This window comes from Citrobacter sp. wls716, assembly GCF_005280975.1.
Lineage (GTDB): Bacteria > Pseudomonadota > Gammaproteobacteria > Enterobacterales > Enterobacteriaceae > Citrobacter > Citrobacter youngae.
Window position 1 is genome coordinate 478,053 of the sequence record NZ_SZWX01000021.1, and the last position, 18,351, is coordinate 496,403.

An 18,351-nucleotide genomic window follows, 5' to 3' on the forward strand; every position below is an offset into this window, starting at 1 on the left:
GCTGAAATCGTTTTTGCCCATGACCCATGAGTCTACCTACATCATGAATATGCTGGAAAAAATCCAGTTAAAACTGGAACATTTGAGCAAGTCAGAGCGTAAAGTCGCCGACATTATTCTTGCCTCTCCCGAGCGGGCAATCCATTCAAGTATCGCCGCACTTGCTGTAGAAGCGAATGTCAGCGAGCCAACGGTGAACCGTTTCTGTCGCAGCATGGACACCCGCGGCTTTCCTGATTTTAAACTGCATCTGGCGCAAAGTCTGGCAAATGGTACCCCTTATGTTAATCGCAATGTAGATGAGGATGACAGCGTTGAATCTTACACGGGGAAAATCTTCGAGTCAGCGATGGCAAGCCTCGACCACGTTCGCCAGTCGCTGGATAACGCGGCGGTAAACCGGGCAGTAGATTTATTAACCCAGGCGAAGAAAATTGCCTTCTTTGGTTTAGGTTCTTCCGCCGCGGTAGCACATGACGCGATGAATAAATTTTTCCGCTTTAACGTTCCGGTTATCTATTCCGACGACATCGTACTGCAACGCATGAGCTGTATGAATTGTAGTGATGACGATGTCATTGTGCTCATTTCACACACCGGAAGAACCAAAAGTCTGGTTGAACTGGCGCAGTTAGCGCGGGAAAACGATGCCATGGTGATTGCCCTGACATCTCCTGGTACTCCGCTGGCACGTGAAGCAACGCTGGCAATTACCCTCGATGTACCGGAAGATACTGACATTTATATGCCTATGGTCTCTCGACTTGCTCAACTTACCGTGATAGATGTGCTGGCTACGGGATTTACTTTGCGCCGTGGGGCAAAATTTAGAGATAACTTGAAGCGTGTCAAGGAAGCGCTCAAGGAATCGCGTTTTGATAAAGAATTACTCATCAAGAGTGATGACCGCTAAAAGCAATAACAATGTTCTACCCTTTTATCATCCGGGTCGTTCATTTTACCGTTTATGTTCGAGAACGGCCGGATTAATGTTCACGCAACACCAAGTTGTTTCAGTCAACGGAGTATTACATGTCCAGAAGGCTTCGCAGAACCAAAATCGTTACCACCTTAGGCCCGGCAACTGACCGCGATAACAACCTTGAAAAAATTATCGCCGCTGGGGCGAACGTTGTACGTATGAACTTTTCGCACGGCTCTCCAGAAGATCACAAATTGCGGGCGGATAAAGTCCGTGAAATTGCCGCCAAACTGGGACGTCATGTAGCTATTTTGGGTGACCTGCAGGGACCTAAAATCCGCGTATCGACCTTTAAAGAAGGTAAAGTATTTCTCAATGTTGGCGACAAATTCCTGTTAGACGCCAACCTCGGTAAAGGTGAAGGCGACAAAGAAAAAGTCGGCATCGATTACAAAGGCCTGCCTGCTGACGTTGTACCGGGCGATATCCTGCTGCTGGATGATGGTCGCGTACAGCTCAAAGTGCTGGAAGTTCAGGGTATGAAAGTCTTCACCGAAGTCACTGTCGGTGGCCCGCTCTCCAACAACAAAGGCATCAACAAACTTGGCGGTGGCCTTTCTGCTGAAGCTCTGACGGAAAAAGACAAAGCAGACATCATTACTGCAGCGCAAATCAGCGTTGACTATCTGGCGGTTTCTTTCCCTCGCTGTGGCGAAGATCTGAATTATGCCCGCCGCCTGGCGCGCGATGCTGGCTGCGATGCGAAAATTGTTGCCAAGGTAGAGCGTGCTGAAGCCGTCTGCGACCAGAATGCGATGGATGACATCATCCTTGCCTCTGACGTGGTAATGGTCGCGCGTGGTGACCTGGGCGTGGAAATCGGTGACCCGGAGCTGGTTGGTATTCAGAAAGCGTTGATCCGTCGCGCACGTCAGCTGAACCGTGCGGTTATTACCGCAACGCAGATGATGGAATCAATGATCACTAACCCAATGCCGACGCGTGCGGAAGTCATGGACGTGGCAAACGCCGTGCTGGATGGGACTGATGCCGTCATGCTGTCTGCCGAAACTGCGGCAGGCCAGTACCCGGCGGAAACCGTCGCAGCTATGGCTCGCGTATGTCTGGGTGCAGAGAAAATCCCAAGCATCAACGTTTCTAAACACCGTCTCGACGTACAGTTTGATAATGTCGAAGAAGCTATCGCCATGTCAGCGATGTATGCCGCGAACCATCTGAAAGGCGTTACCGCTATCATCGCCATGACCGAGTCCGGTCGTACTGCGCTGATGACATCACGCATCAGTTCTGGCCTGCCAATTTTCGCGATGTCTCGTCATGAGCGTACGCTGAATCTGACCTCTCTGTATCGTGGCGTTACGCCGGTCCACTTTGACAGCGAAACTGACGGTGTAGTAGCTGCCAACGAAGCGGTCAATCTGCTGCGCGACAAAGGCTACCTGGTGTCAGGCGATCTGGTGATTGTGACCCAGGGTGATGTCATGAGCACCATCGGCTCCACCAACACCACACGTATTCTGACTGTAGAATAACGACTCTGCTGACTGCCTGATATTACTCGCTTATCAGGCGCACAGGTCGCCTGATACAAAAAAGCCTCTCGAACGAGAGGCTTTTTTTATTTCTTCGGATAGAGATCTTTGCGCTTATAGGGCTCAATCTCGCCGGGTTTGCGGGTCTTTAGCAGTTTCAGAATCCAGGTGTATTGTTCAAGATGTGGGGTGACAAAAATCTCCACTTCTTCATTCATCCGTCTGGCAATTGTATGGTCATCGGCCGTCAGAATGTCATCCATGGGGGGGCGTACCTGAATCGTCAGGCGATGCGTTTTACCATCGTACACCGGGAATAGCGGTATTACGCGTGCATGACAAACCTTCATCAGGCGGCCAATCGCCGGTAACGTTGCCTTATAGGTCGCGAAGAAATCGACAAACTCGCTGTGCTCCGGGCCGTGGTCCTGATCCGGTAAGTAATATCCCCAGTATCCCTGCCGTACCGACTGAATAAAAGGTTTAATACCGTCGTTACGTGCATGTAAACGACCGCCGAAACGTCGACGTACCGTATTCCAGACATAGTCAAATACCGGATTGCCCTGGTTATGGAACATCGCTGCCATTTTCTGGCCTTGAGATGCCATCAGCATTGCCGGAATATCAACACCCCAGCCGTGAGGGACGAGAAAAATCACCTTTTCCTCATTACGTCGCATCTCATCGATAATTTCCAGGCCCTGCCAGTCAACGCGGTGCTGAATTTTCTCCGGGCCACGCATGGCTAATTCTGCCATCATAACCATCGCCTGAGGCGCAGTCGCAAACATCTCATCAACGATGGCCTCACGCTCGGCTTCGCTGCGCTCCGGAAAACAGAGGGATAAATTGATAAGCGCTCTACGACGCGAACTTTTCCCCAGTCGTCCGGCAAGCCGCCCCAGTTTCGCCAGAACGGGATCGCGAAATGACGCGGGCGTTAATGCAATCCCTGCAATCGCTGCCACGCCAAGCCAGGCGCCCCAGTAGCGCGGGTGACGGAATGATTTTTGAAACTCAGGGATATACTCAATACTCTTTTTTTTCGTTTCCATGCTCTTCCAGTATCGGGGGCCGCGAAAAAGTAAATCTGCTGATAGTGTAGCGGCGCACCGTGTCCCGTACAAAATAAAAAAAGCCGGCACGCTTAGCGTACCGGCTCTGTCAGTGTATTTATTAATCGAAGCGTAACTGAGGCAGAACCTCTTTCACCTGTGCCAGGTACTCGGTACGATCCGAACCGCTCAGCCCTTCCGTACGCGGCAGTTTTGCCGTCAACGGGTTCACAGCCTGCTGGTTGACCCATACTTCGTAGTGCAGGTGCGGGCCCGTAGAACGCCCGGTGTTACCTGACAGCGCAATGCGATCGCCACGTTTCACTTTTTGCCCCGGTTTAACCAGCAGCTTACGCAGGTGCATGTAACGGGTGGTGTAAGTACGACCGTGACGAACAGCAACATAGTATCCGGCCGCGCCACTCCGTTTCGCGACAACCACCTCACCATCACCGACTGACAGCACTGGCGTACCTTGCGGCATCGCAAAGTCGACACCTTTGTGCGGTGCAACGCGCCCGGTTACCGGATTCAGGCGACGTGGATTGAAATTTGACGAAATACGGAACTGCTTCGCCGTAGGGAAACGCATAAACCCTTTAGCAAGCCCGGTCCCGTTACGGTCATAGAATTTACCGTCTTCAGCACGGATCGCGTAATAATCCTTGCCTTCAGAGCGCAAACGAACGCCCAGCAGTTGGCTTTGTTCGCGTTTACCGTCCAGCATCTCGCGAGACATCAAAACGGAGAACTCATCGCCTTTCTTCAGCTTGCGAAAGTCCATCTGCCATTGCATCGCTTTAATCACTGCGCTGATTTCAGAGCTGGTGAGGCCGGCATCTCTTGCACTGGCGACGAAACTACCGCCCACCGTACCGTTGATTCGGCTGTTGACCCAGTCGCCCTGCTGCATTTCGCTGCTCATTTTGAAACCCGTTGCTGTACGATCATAAGTACGGGTTTCACGGCGGGAGACTTCCCAGGTCAGGCGCTGCAAATCACCTTCCGAAGACAGTGTCCAGGAAAGTTGCTGGCCAATTTTCAGATTACGTAGATCTTTATCAGATGCGGCAAGCTGGCTGATATCGCCCATATCAATGCCGTACTGGTTCAGAATACTGCTCAGCGTATCGCCGGTAGAGACAACATACTCGTGAACCCCGGCCTCGCCAGAGGTCTTGTCATCAAGTTCGTCCTGAGGGATAGCTTCATCTTCCTGAGCGGCTTGATCGATAGGTTCGCTGGCCTCTGGCAACAGTGAACGTATCTCGCTTTTTTCCAGCTCAATGGTTTTAACGATGGGTGCAGAGTCGGGATGGTATACATAAGGCCGCCAGACTGCGACGGCCAATGTCAGAACAGTAAGCGACCCCAACATAACACGATGGGGTCGCGGCAAATTATTAAACGCCAGAGCGACAGAGCGGGCTATCTGTTGCACGTATTCACTTCCTCATTAATCTCCTTTCAGGCAGCTCGCATACTGGTTGGCTAATTGGTTCAGAAACGCTGAATAGCTTGTTTTACCCAGTTTGATATTCGTTCCGAGGGGATCCAACGTTCCCATTCGAACGGATGTCCCTCTCGCTACGGCTTCAACGACCGCTGGCCTGAACTGTGGCTCAGCAAAAACGCAGGTTGCTTTTTGCTCAACCAACTGTGTTCTTATTTCATGTAAACGCTGCGCACCAGGTTGAATCTCAGGGTTCACGGTAAAGTGACCAAGCGGTGTTAGCCCGTAGTGTTTTTCGTAGTAGCCATAGGCGTCATGAAAAACGAAATACCCTTTACCCTTGAGCGGTGCGAGCTCGTTACCTACCTGCTTATCGGTTGCGGCTAATTGTGCCTCAAAATCCTTCAGGTTGGCGTCAAGTTTGGCTCGACTTTGCGGCATAAGTTCCACTAATTTATCATGGATTGCAACCGCTGAGGCCCGCGCTATCTCTGGGGAAAGCCAAAGATGCATGTTGTAATCACCATGATGGTGATGCTCGTCACTTTTTTCGCCGTGAGCGTCGTTATGCCCATGATCGTCATCATCATCGTCAGCGCCTTTCATGAGTAACGGTTTCACGTCATTGAGCTGCGCAATCGTTACCTGTTTTGCGTTAGGAATATTCTTGACTGACTTTTCCATAAACGCCTCCATTTCCGGACCTATCCAAACAACTAAGTCCGCGTTCTGTAAGCGTTTTACGTCTGAAGGACGCAGCGAATAATCGTGTTCGGAAGCCCCGTCAGGCAACAGAACCTGGGTGTCTGTAACCCCATCTGCAATCGCTGAAGCAATAAAGCCCAACGGCTTAAGTGACGCCACTACAGCAGCATTTGCTGCCTGAGTTGCACTACCCCAAAGAGCAGCGGATAATGCTGCGAAAAGAAGCGTATTTTTATGTAACATAATGCGACCAATCATCGTAACGAATGTGAGAAATGTGATATTATAACATTCTATAACTTCTGCAAGACTAAAATTGATATGACGACTTTGGTTTCACTGGAAAATGTCTCGGTCTCTTATGGTCAACGCCGCGTCCTTTCTGACGTATCGCTTGAACTTCGACCCGGCAAAATTTTAACGCTTCTTGGCCCGAATGGGGCCGGAAAGTCTACGCTGGTGCGCGTTGTATTGGGGCTGGTAGCGGCTGATGAAGGGGTTATCAAGCGCAACGGGCATTTGCGGATTGGCTATGTACCGCAAAAACTCTACCTCGATACAACACTTCCGCTGACGGTGAGTCGCTTTTTGCGCTTACGTCCTGGCACAAAGAAAACCGACATTCTCCCTGCGCTGAAGCGTGTTCAGGCCGGGCATCTGATGGATGCGCCGATGCAAAAACTGTCCGGCGGGGAAACACAGCGTGTCTTGCTGGCCCGTGCGTTGCTAAATAAACCGCAGCTCCTGGTGCTCGATGAACCGACTCAGGGCGTGGATGTGAATGGTCAGGTTGCACTGTACGATCTTATCGATCAGTTGCGACGTGAGCTGGATTGCGCCGTGCTGATGGTATCCCATGACCTGCATCTGGTCATGGCAAAAACCGACGAAGTCTTGTGTCTGAACCACCACATTTGCTGCTCCGGCACGCCAGAGGTGGTTTCTATGCACCCTGAATTCATTTCTATGTTCGGGCAACGCGGCGCTGAACAACTCGGAATTTACCGTCACAACCATAATCATCGCCACGATTTACAGGGTCGCATTGTTTTACGCCGGGGAAATGGTCACTCATGATTGAATTATTATTACCCGGTTGGTTAGCCGGGATCATGCTGGCCTGTGCTGCTGGCCCGCTTGGCTCGTTTGTAGTCTGGCGTCGAATGTCTTATTTCGGCGATACGCTGGCTCATGCGTCGCTGCTGGGGGTCGCCTTTGGCCTGCTGCTGGATGTAAACCCTTTCTATGCGGTTATCGCCGTCACCCTGTTGCTGGCCGCAGGCCTGGTATGGCTGGAGAAACGCCCGCATCTCGCGATTGATACCCTGCTCGGTATTATGGCGCACAGTGCGCTGTCATTAGGGCTGGTTGTTGTTAGCCTGATGTCGAATATTCGTGTGGATTTGATGGCCTATCTGTTTGGCGATCTGCTCGCCGTCACCCCAGAAGATCTGGTGGCCATTGCCATTGGCGTGGTTATCGTTCTGGCGATTTTGTTCTGGCAGTGGCGTAACCTGCTGTCGATGACTATCAGCCCGGATCTGGCCTTTGTTGATGGCGTGAAGCTGCAACGTGTCAAGCTATTGCTGATGCTGGTCACAGCACTCACTATTGGTGTGGCGATGAAATTCGTCGGGGCACTGATTATCACCTCACTGCTGATAATTCCTGCGGCTACCGCACGTCGTTTCGCCCGTACACCCGAACAGATGGCCGGTGTTGCCGTGGGCGTTGGGATGATAGCGGTTACAGGCGGGCTGACCTTCTCAGCGTTCTATGATACGCCAGCAGGGCCATCCGTGGTGCTTTGTGCTGCACTGCTGTTTATCTTCAGTATGATGAAGAAGCAAGCGAGCTGAGTGGTATTTCGCCGGATGGCGGTTTCACCTAATCCTGCCTACATCATACCGTAGGCCTGATTAGCGTAGCGCCATCCGGCATTATTGGGGCTTAAGGCATTGCCGGCGGCGTGATCCCGAAATGGTTCCAGGCCCGTACCGTTGCCATTCTTCCGCGCGGCGTACGCTGCAGAAAACCTTGCTGAATCAGATACGGTTCCAGCACGTCCTCAATGGTTTCACGTTCTTCGCCGATTGCCGCCGCCAGGTTATCCAGTCCTACCGGACCACCGAAGAATTTATCGATAACCGCCAGCAGCAGCTTACGGTCCATATAATCGAAGCCTTCCGCATCCACATTGAGCATATCCAGTGCCTGGGCGGCGATATCCGCCGAGATGGTGCCGTCATGCTTCACTTCAGCAAAATCGCGTACCCGACGCAATAAACGGTTGGCAATACGCGGCGTACCACGTGCCCGCCGCGCCACTTCCAGCGCGCCTTCATCACTCATCTCCAGCCCCATAAAGCGGGCACTGCGTCCAACAATATGCTGCAGGTCAGCCACCTGATAGAACTCCAGGCGCTGCACAATCCCAAAGCGATCACGCAGTGGAGACGTTAACGACCCCGCGCGGGTTGTTGCGCCGATTAGCGTAAACGGCGGCAGATCGATTTTAATTGAACGCGCAGCCGGGCCTTCGCCAATCATGATATCCAGCTGATAGTCTTCCATTGCCGGATACAACACTTCTTCCACCACCGGTGACAGACGATGGATTTCATCGATAAACAACACATCGTGTGGTTCAAGGTTGGTGAGCATTGCCGCCAGATCGCCTGCTTTTTCCAGTACCGGACCGGACGTGGTGCGCAGATTAACGCCCATTTCATTGGCGACAATATTGGCAAGCGTGGTTTTACCAAGACCCGGAGGACCGAAAATCAGCAGGTGATCGAGAGCGTCCCCACGCAGCTTCGCCGCCTGGATAAAAATCTCCATTTGCGAACGGACCTGAGGCTGGCCAATATACTCTTCCAGCAATTTAGGGCGGATCGCACGATCCACCAGGTCTTCAGGGGTCGTGCTGACAGCCGAAATCAGGCGATCTGCTTCAATCATCCTTTACCTCACAATGCCGCGCGAAGCGCTTCACGAATCAGGGTTTCACTGCTGGCATCAGGGCGGGCAATTTTGCTCACCATGCGGCTAGCTTCTTGTGGTTTATAGCCCAACGCCACCAGCGCAGCAACCGCTTCCTGCTCGGCGTCGTCCGTTGTCGGACTGGCCGGAGAGGTCAGAACCAGATCCGCCGCCGGGGTAAAGAGGTCACCATGCAGGCCTTTAAAGCGGTCTTTCATTTCAACAATCAAACGCTCTGCGGTTTTCTTACCAATGCCCGGTAATTTCACTAACGCGCCAAGCTCTTCGCGCTCAACGGCATTGACAAACTGCTGCGCAGACATACCGGAGAGGATCGCCAGCGCCAGCTTCGGCCCCACACCGTTGGTTTTAATTAGCTCTTTAAACAGCGTGCGCTCTTGCTTATTGTTAAAGCCATACAGCAGCTGTGCGTCTTCGCGCACCACAAAATGCGTGAAGATGATCGCTTCCTGCCCGGCTTCCGGCAGCTCGTAGAAACAGGTCATCGGCATATGCACTTCATAGCCTACCCCACCCGTTTCCAGAAGGACCAGCGGGGGTTGTTTTTCAATAATGATGCCTCTGAGTCTGCCTATCACGTGACGCTCCTGCGTTAAGGGCTAAAAGGTAATGCGCTATCATAAAAAAAGGCTGGATAGATATCCAGCCTCATTTGTCACTAACGTAACCTACCGCGCGCTAAATTCAACCTCGACTCACTCATTTGCATGGCGTTCTGGCTGACATGGCAGTGGGTAATGGCAATCGCCAGCGCATCCGCAGCATCCGCCTGAGGGTTAGCCGGGAGTTTGAGCAGCGTACGCACCATGTGTTGTACCTGGCTTTTTTCCGCGCTGCCGATACCGACGACGGTTTGTTTAACCTGTCGGGCAGCATACTCAAACACCGGAAGATCCTGATTGGTCGCAGCAACAATCGCCACGCCGCGCGCCTGCCCCAGCTTAAGCGCCGAATCGGCATTTTTCGCCATAAAGACCTGCTCGATGGCAAAATAATCCGGCTGGAACTGGGTGATGATTTCCGTCACCCCCGCGTATATCAATTTCAGGCGTGACGGGAGATCGTCAACTTTGGTGCGAATACAACCACTGCCGAGATAGGTCAACTGTCTGCCGACCTGACGGATTACGCCATAACCGGTAATGCGCGACCCCGGATCAATGCCGAGAATGATAGACATCACGCATCTCCTGTTATTTTATGGCTTAACCACATCATTCTAACGTAGCTGCAACCTCATCGGAGATTTCGCCGTTGTGGTAAACTTCCTGCACGTCATCGCAATCTTCCAGCATATCGATCAGACGCATCAGTTTCGGCGCTGTTTCTGCATCCATATCCGCTTTGGTGGATGGGATCATAGAAACTTCAGCCGCGTCCGCTTTCAGACCTGCCGCTTCCAGTGCATCACGAACTTTACCCATCTCTTCCCACGCGGTGTAAACGTCAATCGCGCCGTCGTCGAAGGTTACAACGTCTTCAGCACCGGCTTCCAGTGCCGCTTCCATGATTGCGTCTTCGTTGCCTTGCTCAAAGGAGATCACGCCTTTCTTGCTGAACAGGTATGCGACAGAACCGTCGGTACCGAGGTTGCCGCCTGTTTTCGTGAACGCGTGACGCACTTCCGCAACGGTACGGTTACGGTTGTCAGACAGACATTCAATCATAACGGCTGTACCGCCAGGACCGTAACCTTCATAGATGATGGTTTCCATGTTGGAATCTTCATCACCACCCACACCGCGCGCGATTGCACGGTTCAGAGTGTCACGTGTCATGTTGTTTGCCAGCGCTTTATCAACCGCTGCGCGCAGACGCGGGTTAGCATCTGGATCGCCACCACCCAATTTAGCCGCCGTCACCAGCTCACGAATGATTTTGGTGAAGATCTTACCGCGCTTAGCATCCTGCGCTGCTTTACGATGTCTGGTGTTGGCCCATTTACTATGACCTGCCATAAATAATCTCTCCAAAAAGCGCGCCTTCTCAGGCGACGTTAATTACAAACTCTTCAATCGCCTGCCGGTTACTCCACGACTTGGTTAACTGTGCCGCCTCATGCGCATTAACCCAACGGTAGGTCAAATGTTCGGTGAACACGATCTCTCGTTCAGTGGGCAGTGCCAGGCAAAACCAGGACTCCGTATTACGTACAATTCCTGGCGCATAGCGATGACGTAAATGACTAAAAATCTCAAACTCCACCGTGCGCTGGCAGTCAATTAAGGTCAGTTGCTCACGCGCAACATCAATGGCGACCTCTTCCTTTACTTCGCGCAGGGCGGCTTGCGACGCGGTTTCACCTTCTTCAAGGCTGCCGGTGACCGACTGCCAAAAATCAGGGTCGTCGCGTCGCTGTAACATCAGCACTCTCCCGGTGTCCTTTGCATAAATCACGACTAACACAGAGACAGGCTGTTTATATGCCATATCAGTTATTCTCGGCCTTCTTAACAACCTGAATGCTCAGTTCCGCCAGCGCAGCTTCATTGGCCAGGCTCGGCGCTTCGGTCATCAGACACGCGGCAGCCGTCGTTTTCGGGAAAGCAATAACGTCACGGATGTTATCAGTACCGGTCAGCAGCATGGTCAGACGATCCAGACCAAACGCCAGGCCCGCGTGCGGCGGTGTACCGTATTTTAACGCATCCAACAGGAAGCCGAATTTCTCGCGCTGCTCTTGTTCGTTGATACCCAGAATACCGAATACGGTCTGCTGCATATCACCGTTATGGATACGTACAGAACCGCCGCCTACTTCGTAGCCGTTGATAACCATATCGTACGCATTGGCAACCGCATCTTCCGGCGCGGCTTTCAGCTCAGCTGCCGTCATGTCTTTCGGCGAGGTGAACGGGTGGTGCATCGCGGTCAGACCGCCTTCACCATCGTCTTCAAACATTGGGAAGTCGATAACCCACAACGGCGCCCATTTGGATTCGTCGGTCAGGTTCAGGTCTTTACCCAGTTTCAGGCGCAGAGCGCCCATCGCGTCGGCAACCACTTTCTTGTTGTCGGCGCCGAAGAAGATCATATCACCGTCTTGCGCGCCAGTACGTTCCAGAATGGCTTCAATGATTTCAGCATTCAGGAACTTGGCCACCGGGCTGGTTACCCCTTCCAGACCTTTCGCACGCTCAGTGACTTTAATGTATGCCAAACCTTTCGCGCCGTAGATCTTAATGAAGTTACCGTAATCGTCGATCTGCTTACGGCTAAGTGCAGCGCCGCCAGGTACGCGCAGAGCCGCTACACGCCCTTTCGCATCGTTAGCCGGACCAGAGAACACGGCGAATTCAACAGATTTCAGCAAATCAGCAACGTCCACCAGCTCCATCGGGTTACGCAGATCCGGCTTATCGGAACCGTAACGACGCTCAGCTTCGGCAAAGGTCATGATCGGGAAATCACCCAGATCCACACCTTTTACTTCCAGCCACAGATTACGCACCAGCGCTTCCATCACTTCACGCACTTGCGGTGCGGTCATGAAGGAGGTCTCAACATCGATCTGAGTAAATTCAGGCTGGCGGTCAGCACGTAAGTCTTCGTCACGGAAGCATTTTACAATCTGGTAGTAGCGGTCGAAGCCAGACATCATCAGCAGCTGTTTGAACAACTGAGGAGACTGTGGCAGCGCGTAGAATTTACCTTTATGTACGCGAGACGGTACCAGGTAGTCACGCGCACCTTCTGGCGTCGCTTTCGTCAGCATCGGCGTTTCGATGTCGAGGAAGCCATGGTCGTCCATGAAACGACGCACCAGGCTGGTAATTTTGGCACGCGTTTTCAGGCGCTGCGCCATTTCAGGGCGACGCAGATCGAGATAGCGGTACTTCAGACGAGCTTCTTCAGTATTTACGTGGTTAGAGTCGAGCGGCAGTGAATCTGAACGGTTGATAATGACCAGATCGGAGGCCAGCACTTCAATTTCGCCAGTCGCCATATCAGCGTTGACGTTTTTCGCGTCACGCGCACGCACGGTGCCCGTTACCTGAATGCAGAACTCATTACGCAGTTCGGAGGCCAGCTTTAATGCGTCCGCACGGTCCGGATCGAAAAATACCTGCACGATACCTTCGCGGTCGCGCATATCGATAAAGATCAGGCTACCAAGATCACGACGACGGTTGACCCAACCACACAGAGTCACCTGCTGCCCCTCGTGGGACAGACGTAGCTGTCCGCAATATTCTGTACGCATGAGATATCCCTTAACTTTGCCGCAGGCGGATTGTCATCTGCCCGGCAGATGACGAAGTCGCAGCTTTAGCTGAATGTCACAACTGAATGAAAAAAGGCGGCTATTATACTGGAAATTCTGCCGCACGATAAGAGCCTACTGGGATAGACTCTCAGTCCGGTACTGACTGTACGCGTGTTTCCTAAGCGGGTATTGCGTAATCTCACAAAAAATAACAAAAATTGTCACCCCTTTCACACAGATTCGCGATTAAGGTGTAACGGAAATCTTTTTTTACTGGAGTCACCATGCTGGAACTGAACGCAAAAACAACCGCTCTTGTCGTCATCGATCTACAGGAAGGGATCCTGCCTTTCGCGGGTGGGCCTCATTCGGCAAACGACGTCGTCGCCCGCGCGGCACAACTGGCGGAAAAATTCCGTACTAACGGTTCACCAGTGGTGATGGTTCGCGTCGGCTGGTCTGCGGATTATGCCGACGCGCTAAAACAACCGGTTGATGCCCAAGCGCCAGCCAAAGCATTACCCGACAACTGGTGGGAATACCCGCAAGCGCTGGGAAAGTGTGCGACAGACCTGGAGGTCACCAAGCGCCAGTGGGGAGCATTCTACGGTACTGACCTGGAACTGCAATTGCGCCGTCGTGGTATCGACACCATCGTCCTTTGCGGGATCTCCACCAATATCGGCGTCGAATCCACCGCGCGTAACGCCTGGGAGTTGGGTTTTAATCTGATCATTGCAGAAAATGCCTGTAGCGCCGCCAGCACTGAGCAACATCAGGGCAGCATGACGCATATTTTCCCACGTATTGCCCGTGTCCGTCGCGTGGACGAGATCCTGCAAGCGTTATGATCTATATCGGCTTACCCCAGTGGTCGCACCCAAAGTGGGTGCGTCTGGGGATCACCAGTCTGGAAGAATATGCCCGCCACTTTAACTGTGTGGAAGGCAACACCACGCTGTACGCCCTGCCAAAAGCCGAGATTGTTGCGCGCTGGCAGGCACAGACCACCGATGCGTTTCGATTTTGTTTTAAGTTTCCGGCCACCATTTCACATCAGGCTGCGCTGCGTAATTGTGATGACCTGGTACAGGAATTTTTCGCGCGCATGTCGCCACTGGATGCCCGTATCGGACAATACTGGTTGCAGCTACCTGCCACGTTCGGCCCGCGTGACCTCCCTGCCCTGTGGCAATTCCTCGATGCCCTCCCTAAAACGTTTACCTACGGTGTCGAGGTTCGTCATCCGGATTTCTTTGCGAAAGGTGAATCAGAGATCCGGCTCAATCGGGGTCTGCATGAACGCGGAATTAATCGGGTCATTTTAGACAGCCGTCCGGTCCATGCCGCGATCCCACACACGGAAGCGATACGCGATGCTCAACGTAAGAAACCTAAGGTCCCGGTGCATGCGGTGGTGACGGCAACCCACCCGATGGTCCGTTTTATCGGTAGCGATGATATGGCTCAGAACCGGGCATTTTTCGCCGCCTGGCTGGCAAAGTTGCCACTCTGGCAACAGACCAGCACGCCATACCTGTTTTTGCACACGCCGGATATCGCACAGGCTCCTGAGCTGGTAGACACGCTATGGGCAGATTTACGTAGTGCCCTGCCAGAGATCGGATCAGCACCGTCGATTCCACAGCAATCTTCTCTTTTCTGAAAATGCCACCTATCATAGTCAATGCCAGCAGCCATTTTAAAAGGGAGTTTGTATGGTAAGCGCGCTTTATGCCGTCCTGGGTGCGTTATTGTTAATAAAGTTCTCCTTTGACGTCGTTCGCCTGCGCATGCAATATCGCGTTGCCTATGGTGATGGCGGCTTTAGTGAGCTGCAAAGCGCTATCCGCATTCACGGTAATGCGGTGGAATATATTCCCGTTGCATTAGTGCTGCTGTTATTTATGGAAATGAACGGCGCAGAAACGTGGATGGTGCATCTTTGCGGGCTGATGTTGATTGCCGGGCGACTGATGCATTATTACGGATTCCACCACCGTCTTTTCCGCTGGCGCCGTTCCGGCATGAGCGCCACCTGGTGTTCACTGTTGCTAATGGTGCTGGCGAATCTTTGGTATATGCCCTGGGAGTTGGTTTTCTCCCTGCATTAGCGCACAATACGCCACTTTATTTTTCCCGGATTTTTACGTTATGTCTCACCGCGACACGCTTTTTTCTGCGCCTATCGCCAGTCTGGGTGACTGGACCTTTGATGAACGGGTAGCTGAAGTCTTCCCGGATATGATCCAGCGTTCCGTTCCTGGTTATTCCAATATCATTTCGATGATTGGCATGCTGGCCGAACGTTTCGTGCAACCCAACACGCAGGTCTACGATCTGGGCTGTTCTCTGGGCGCGGCGACGCTCTCGGTACGTCGCAATATCCATCATGAGAATTGCAAAATTATTGCCGTCGATAACTCCCCGGCCATGGTTGAGCGCTGTCGTCGTCATATCGATGCCTATAAAGCCCCCACGCCTGTTGACGTGGTCGAAGGCGATATTCGCAACATAACTATCGAAAACGCCTCGATGGTGGTGCTGAATTTTACCCTGCAATTCCTTGAACCACCCGAGCGCCAGGCATTGTTGGATAAGATTTATCAGGGGTTAAACCCCGGCGGCGCGTTGGTGCTGTCAGAGAAGTTCAGCTTCGAAGATACCAAAGTTGGCGAGCTGCTGTTCAATATGCACCACGACTTCAAACGCGCCAATGGCTACAGCGAACTGGAAATCAGCCAGAAGCGCAGCATGCTGGAAAATGTGATGCTAACTGACTCTGTTGAAACGCACAAAGCGCGTCTGCACCAGGCAGGTTTTGAGCACAGCGAATTATGGTTCCAGTGCTTCAACTTTGGTTCTCTGGTGGCATTGAAAGCTGAGGCTAGCGCATGATCGACTTTGGTAACTTTTATCAGCTGATTGCCAAAAATCATCTTTCCCATTGGCTGGAAACGCTGCCAGCGCAAATCGCGACCTGGCAGCGCGATCAACACGGCTTGTTTAAGCAGTGGTCGAATGCCGTGGAGTTTCTGCCGGAACTGACGCCACATCGTCTGGATTTACTGCATAGCGTGACTGCCGAAAGCGAGGAGCCGCTCAGTGAAGGGCAGATCAAACGGATTGATACGCTGATGCGTCATCTCATGCCGTGGCGCAAAGGTCCATATTCGCTGTACGGCGTCAATATTGATACCGAATGGCGTTCCGACTGGAAGTGGGATCGCGTTCTGCCGCATTTGTCTGACCTCACCGGACGTACCATTCTTGATGTTGGCTGCGGCAGCGGATACCACATGTGGCGCATGATTGGCGCGGGGGCGCATCTGGCGGTTGGCATTGATCCTACGCAGCTGTTCCTGTGTCAGTTTGAAGCGGTACGTAAACTGCTGGGTAACGATCAGCGCGCGCATCTGCTGCCGCTGGGTATTGAGCAGCTTCCGGCGCTCAACGCCTTTGATACCGTATTCTCTATGGGCGTGCTTTATCACCGCCGCTCACCGCTGGAACATCTCTGGCAGTTGAAAGATCAACTGGTAAAAGACGGAGAGCTGGTGCTGGAAACGCTGGTGGTCGAAGGTGATGAAAATACCGTTCTGGTACCAGGCGATCGCTACGCGCAAATGCGTAACGTCTACTTTATTCCATCCGCACTGGCGCTTAAAAACTGGCTGGAAAAATGCGGATTTGTCGATGTTCGTATCGCCGACGTGTGTGTGACCACTACCGAAGAACAACGTCGCACCGAATGGATGATAACCGAATCTCTGGCCGACTTCCTTGACCCGAACGACCACAGCAAGACGGTGGAGGGCTACCCCGCCCCACTGCGCGCGGTATTGATTGCACGTAAACCGTAATGGATTGCCGGAGCACCGTTTCTCCAAAATAGTTCAAGTTGCAGCAAGGCGGCAACGTAGCAAATCCCCGGGAGCGTAGATAACTACGTGACCGGGGTGAGCAAGGCGGCCAACGCTGCTGCGGCTTGAAATATGAAGGAGAAAAAAAGGCCCCTGTTGAATTGGCAGGGGCCTGGTACGAGCAAGCATCATATTGGGCGACATGATGCAACGGTAAAAATCAGCTGGCCTGGTGGTGCGCAATGATTGCCTTCATTTCAGCAACCGCCGCCCCGTCAACCGCATAGCGGGAATATTCATCCGCCTGCGTATCCGAAGACATCGACAACCCCGAATTGCGATACCGCATGGGTGAAGCCAGCCATACTCCGGCAGAACTGTGGACTTCCTGCACTCCAGCGTTGAGGAACAGGGATAAATTCGCGGCGCGAACCCCCGCTCCGGCCATAATGATTGGAGCATCCACCTGCTCAATAAGTTCCATTATTTTTGTTAAACCTTGCGCTGCATCTGATTTTTGCCCGGAAGTTAGTACTCTGGCGACGCCTAAATCGGACAATTTATTCAGCGCATTTAATGGGTTGGCGCACATATCGAAGGCCCGATGAAACGTGACATTTAGCGGGCCCGCAGCAACCATTATTTTTTCCATACGTGGCATATCGACATTCCCGTCCACATCGAGAATGCCGGTCACCAGCCCTGAAAAACCTAAATCTCTGACCATCGCGATATCATCAAGCATCGCGGCAAATTCACCGTCGGTGTAACAAAAATCGCCCCCACGCGGACGGATAATGGGATTAACGGGAATAGAGACATGCTGGCGTACAGAGCGCAACACCCCCAGCGACGGCGTTAAGCCTCCTTCTTTGGGCGCCGAGCACAGTTCAATACGATCCGCGCCGTTTTGCTGCGCCGTGCGCGCGCACTCCATGCTGTAACAGCAGATTTCCAGCAATGTCATATTTACTCCTGTTGCTCGCTTGCGACAATCGCTTCAATTGACCACGGATGAAATTTGAGGGTGACGCTGCCATCACTGACCGCCAGTGTCGGATTCGGTAAACGCTCACGCTCTCCTTTTGGCGAGCTGGTTTTCACGAAAATCCCCGGCTGACTCAATCCTTCATCAGAAAGCAGCGCCAGCGCTCGCGCATTCAACGTCTCCACGTCACCCGGCAGAACTATTTCAACATGCTCCCAGCCTTCATGCGGATAGCGTTTTTCGCCCGGCCATGGCAGCTCTACGATGGTAAATTGCCAGTGTTGCACACAAACGGGTTCATCAAGCTTGAACAGGCAAATCGGTCGGCCATTAATGATATTTTCTGACAACAGTTCGCCACACTGTTCAAATCCCCGACGCCAGCGCTCTGCGGTGGTATTTTGATGACAGCGCAGAGAAATGTGATCGGCTTCAAGCGATGAGACATCCAGCCCAAGGCGAGTGGAAAGATCCGTTAACGCCTGAATGAAATGCGGTAAATCTGCGGAAATATCATGCAGTTCTGCAACTGTTTGCCAGTTCGCCATAATGAAAGCTCATATCCATGTTCAAAGCGGCTAATTTACCCTGTTGCGCAG

Annotated in this window: 20 protein-coding genes; 9 read left to right on the plus strand and 11 right to left on the minus strand. The window is 52.6% G+C overall.

The features are described 5' to 3' along the window. Window positions 1-43 precede the first annotated feature (43 nt). Window positions 44-913 carry a MurR/RpiR family transcriptional regulator gene (locus tag FDX24_RS04995; protein WP_003034893.1) on the plus strand — a complete coding sequence of 290 codons (870 nt, stop codon included), beginning with the start codon at window positions 44-46 and terminating at the stop codon, window positions 911-913. Between the two features lie 119 nt (window positions 914-1,032). Continuing rightward, window positions 1,033-2,475, plus strand: coding sequence for a pyruvate kinase (gene pyk / locus FDX24_RS05000; RefSeq protein WP_003034890.1), 1,443 nt, complete (start codon window positions 1,033-1,035; stop codon window positions 2,473-2,475). Between the two features lie 86 nt (window positions 2,476-2,561). On the opposite strand, the gene lpxM is transcribed toward pyk, so the two are convergent. The 3 genes from lpxM to znuA all read right to left on the minus strand — a co-directional run bounded on the left by lpxM (window position 2,562) and on the right by znuA (window position 5,934). Next, window positions 2,562-3,533: a lauroyl-Kdo(2)-lipid IV(A) myristoyltransferase gene (lpxM, locus tag FDX24_RS05005; RefSeq protein ID WP_115643269.1), complete on the minus strand. Its 972-nt coding sequence runs from the start codon at window positions 3,531-3,533 to the stop codon at window positions 2,562-2,564. A gap of 121 nt (window positions 3,534-3,654) precedes the next feature. Beyond that, window positions 3,655-4,974: a murein DD-endopeptidase MepM gene (gene mepM / locus FDX24_RS05010; protein ID WP_071887356.1), complete on the minus strand. Its 1,320-nt coding sequence runs from the start codon at window positions 4,972-4,974 to the stop codon at window positions 3,655-3,657. Window positions 4,975-4,989: 15 nt separating this feature from the next. Further along, window positions 4,990-5,934 (minus strand): zinc ABC transporter substrate-binding protein ZnuA, encoded by a 945-nt coding sequence (znuA, locus tag FDX24_RS05015; protein WP_005120703.1) that lies wholly within the window; start codon window positions 5,932-5,934, stop codon window positions 4,990-4,992. 78 nt (window positions 5,935-6,012) lie between these two features. On the opposite strand from znuA, the gene znuC reads away from it, so the two are divergent. Beyond that, window positions 6,013-6,768 carry a zinc ABC transporter ATP-binding protein ZnuC gene (gene znuC, locus FDX24_RS05020; protein ID WP_048211371.1) on the plus strand — a complete coding sequence of 252 codons (756 nt, stop codon included), beginning with the start codon at window positions 6,013-6,015 and terminating at the stop codon, window positions 6,766-6,768. Beyond that, the gene (znuB, locus tag FDX24_RS05025) at window positions 6,765-7,550 is read left to right on the plus strand and encodes a zinc ABC transporter permease subunit ZnuB (RefSeq protein WP_048211370.1); all 786 of its coding nucleotides are present in this window, start codon (window positions 6,765-6,767) and stop codon (window positions 7,548-7,550) included. The genes znuC and znuB overlap by 4 nt, the downstream gene beginning before the upstream one ends. 91 nt (window positions 7,551-7,641) lie before the next feature. Here znuB and ruvB read toward each other — a convergent pair whose 3' ends face one another. From ruvB to aspS, 6 genes are all read right to left on the minus strand, one after another. Beyond that, window positions 7,642-8,652 carry a Holliday junction branch migration DNA helicase RuvB gene (gene ruvB / locus FDX24_RS05030; protein WP_048211369.1) on the minus strand — a complete coding sequence of 337 codons (1,011 nt, stop codon included), beginning with the start codon at window positions 8,650-8,652 and terminating at the stop codon, window positions 7,642-7,644. 8 nt (window positions 8,653-8,660) lie between these two features. Beyond that, a complete protein-coding gene (gene ruvA, locus FDX24_RS05035) occupies window positions 8,661-9,272 on the minus strand; it encodes a Holliday junction branch migration protein RuvA (RefSeq protein WP_003034869.1) in 612 nt (203 codons plus the stop codon). A gap of 80 nt (window positions 9,273-9,352) precedes the next feature. After that, on the minus strand, window positions 9,353-9,874 hold the full coding sequence (gene ruvC / locus FDX24_RS05040) for a crossover junction endodeoxyribonuclease RuvC (RefSeq protein ID WP_003034867.1): 522 nt from the start codon (window positions 9,872-9,874) through the stop codon (window positions 9,353-9,355). Window positions 9,875-9,908: 34 nt separating this feature from the next. Further along, complete coding sequence (locus FDX24_RS05045; protein WP_137363915.1) at window positions 9,909-10,652, minus strand: YebC/PmpR family DNA-binding transcriptional regulator; 744 nt, start codon at window positions 10,650-10,652, stop codon at window positions 9,909-9,911. A 28-nt stretch (window positions 10,653-10,680) separates the two neighbouring features. Next, the gene (gene nudB / locus FDX24_RS05050) at window positions 10,681-11,124 is read right to left on the minus strand and encodes a dihydroneopterin triphosphate diphosphatase (RefSeq protein WP_040232398.1); all 444 of its coding nucleotides are present in this window, start codon (window positions 11,122-11,124) and stop codon (window positions 10,681-10,683) included. 1 nt (window position 11,125) lies between these two features. Further along, window positions 11,126-12,898 (minus strand): aspartate--tRNA ligase, encoded by a 1,773-nt coding sequence (gene aspS, locus FDX24_RS05055; protein ID WP_048211367.1) that lies wholly within the window; start codon window positions 12,896-12,898, stop codon window positions 11,126-11,128. Between the two features lie 287 nt (window positions 12,899-13,185). Between aspS and FDX24_RS05060 the strand changes: the two genes are divergently transcribed. From FDX24_RS05060 to cmoB, 5 genes are read left to right on the plus strand one after another with little or no spacing between them, the layout of a single operon-like run. Then, the gene (locus tag FDX24_RS05060; RefSeq protein WP_048211366.1) at window positions 13,186-13,752 is read left to right on the plus strand and encodes a hydrolase; all 567 of its coding nucleotides are present in this window, start codon (window positions 13,186-13,188) and stop codon (window positions 13,750-13,752) included. Beyond that, a complete protein-coding gene (locus FDX24_RS05065; protein WP_061068081.1) occupies window positions 13,749-14,567 on the plus strand; it encodes a DUF72 domain-containing protein in 819 nt (272 codons plus the stop codon). Before FDX24_RS05060 ends, FDX24_RS05065 begins: the two co-directional genes overlap by 4 nt. Before the next feature lie 52 nt (window positions 14,568-14,619). Then, window positions 14,620-15,015 carry an MAPEG family protein gene (locus tag FDX24_RS05070; protein WP_003034689.1) on the plus strand — a complete coding sequence of 132 codons (396 nt, stop codon included), beginning with the start codon at window positions 14,620-14,622 and terminating at the stop codon, window positions 15,013-15,015. A 40-nt stretch (window positions 15,016-15,055) separates the two neighbouring features. Beyond that, window positions 15,056-15,799: a carboxy-S-adenosyl-L-methionine synthase CmoA gene (cmoA, locus tag FDX24_RS05075; RefSeq protein ID WP_048211364.1), complete on the plus strand. Its 744-nt coding sequence runs from the start codon at window positions 15,056-15,058 to the stop codon at window positions 15,797-15,799. Beyond that, on the plus strand, window positions 15,796-16,764 hold the full coding sequence (gene cmoB / locus FDX24_RS05080) for a tRNA 5-methoxyuridine(34)/uridine 5-oxyacetic acid(34) synthase CmoB (protein ID WP_048211363.1): 969 nt from the start codon (window positions 15,796-15,798) through the stop codon (window positions 16,762-16,764). Before cmoA ends, cmoB begins: the two co-directional genes overlap by 4 nt. A gap of 220 nt (window positions 16,765-16,984) precedes the next feature. Here cmoB and cutC read toward each other — a convergent pair whose 3' ends face one another. Further along, a complete protein-coding gene (gene cutC / locus FDX24_RS05085; RefSeq protein WP_048211362.1) occupies window positions 16,985-17,731 on the minus strand; it encodes a copper homeostasis protein CutC in 747 nt (248 codons plus the stop codon). Between the two features lie 2 nt (window positions 17,732-17,733). Next, complete coding sequence (locus FDX24_RS05090) at window positions 17,734-18,300, minus strand: VOC family protein (RefSeq protein WP_048211361.1); 567 nt, start codon at window positions 18,298-18,300, stop codon at window positions 17,734-17,736. Between the last annotated feature and the right edge of the window lie 51 nt (window positions 18,301-18,351).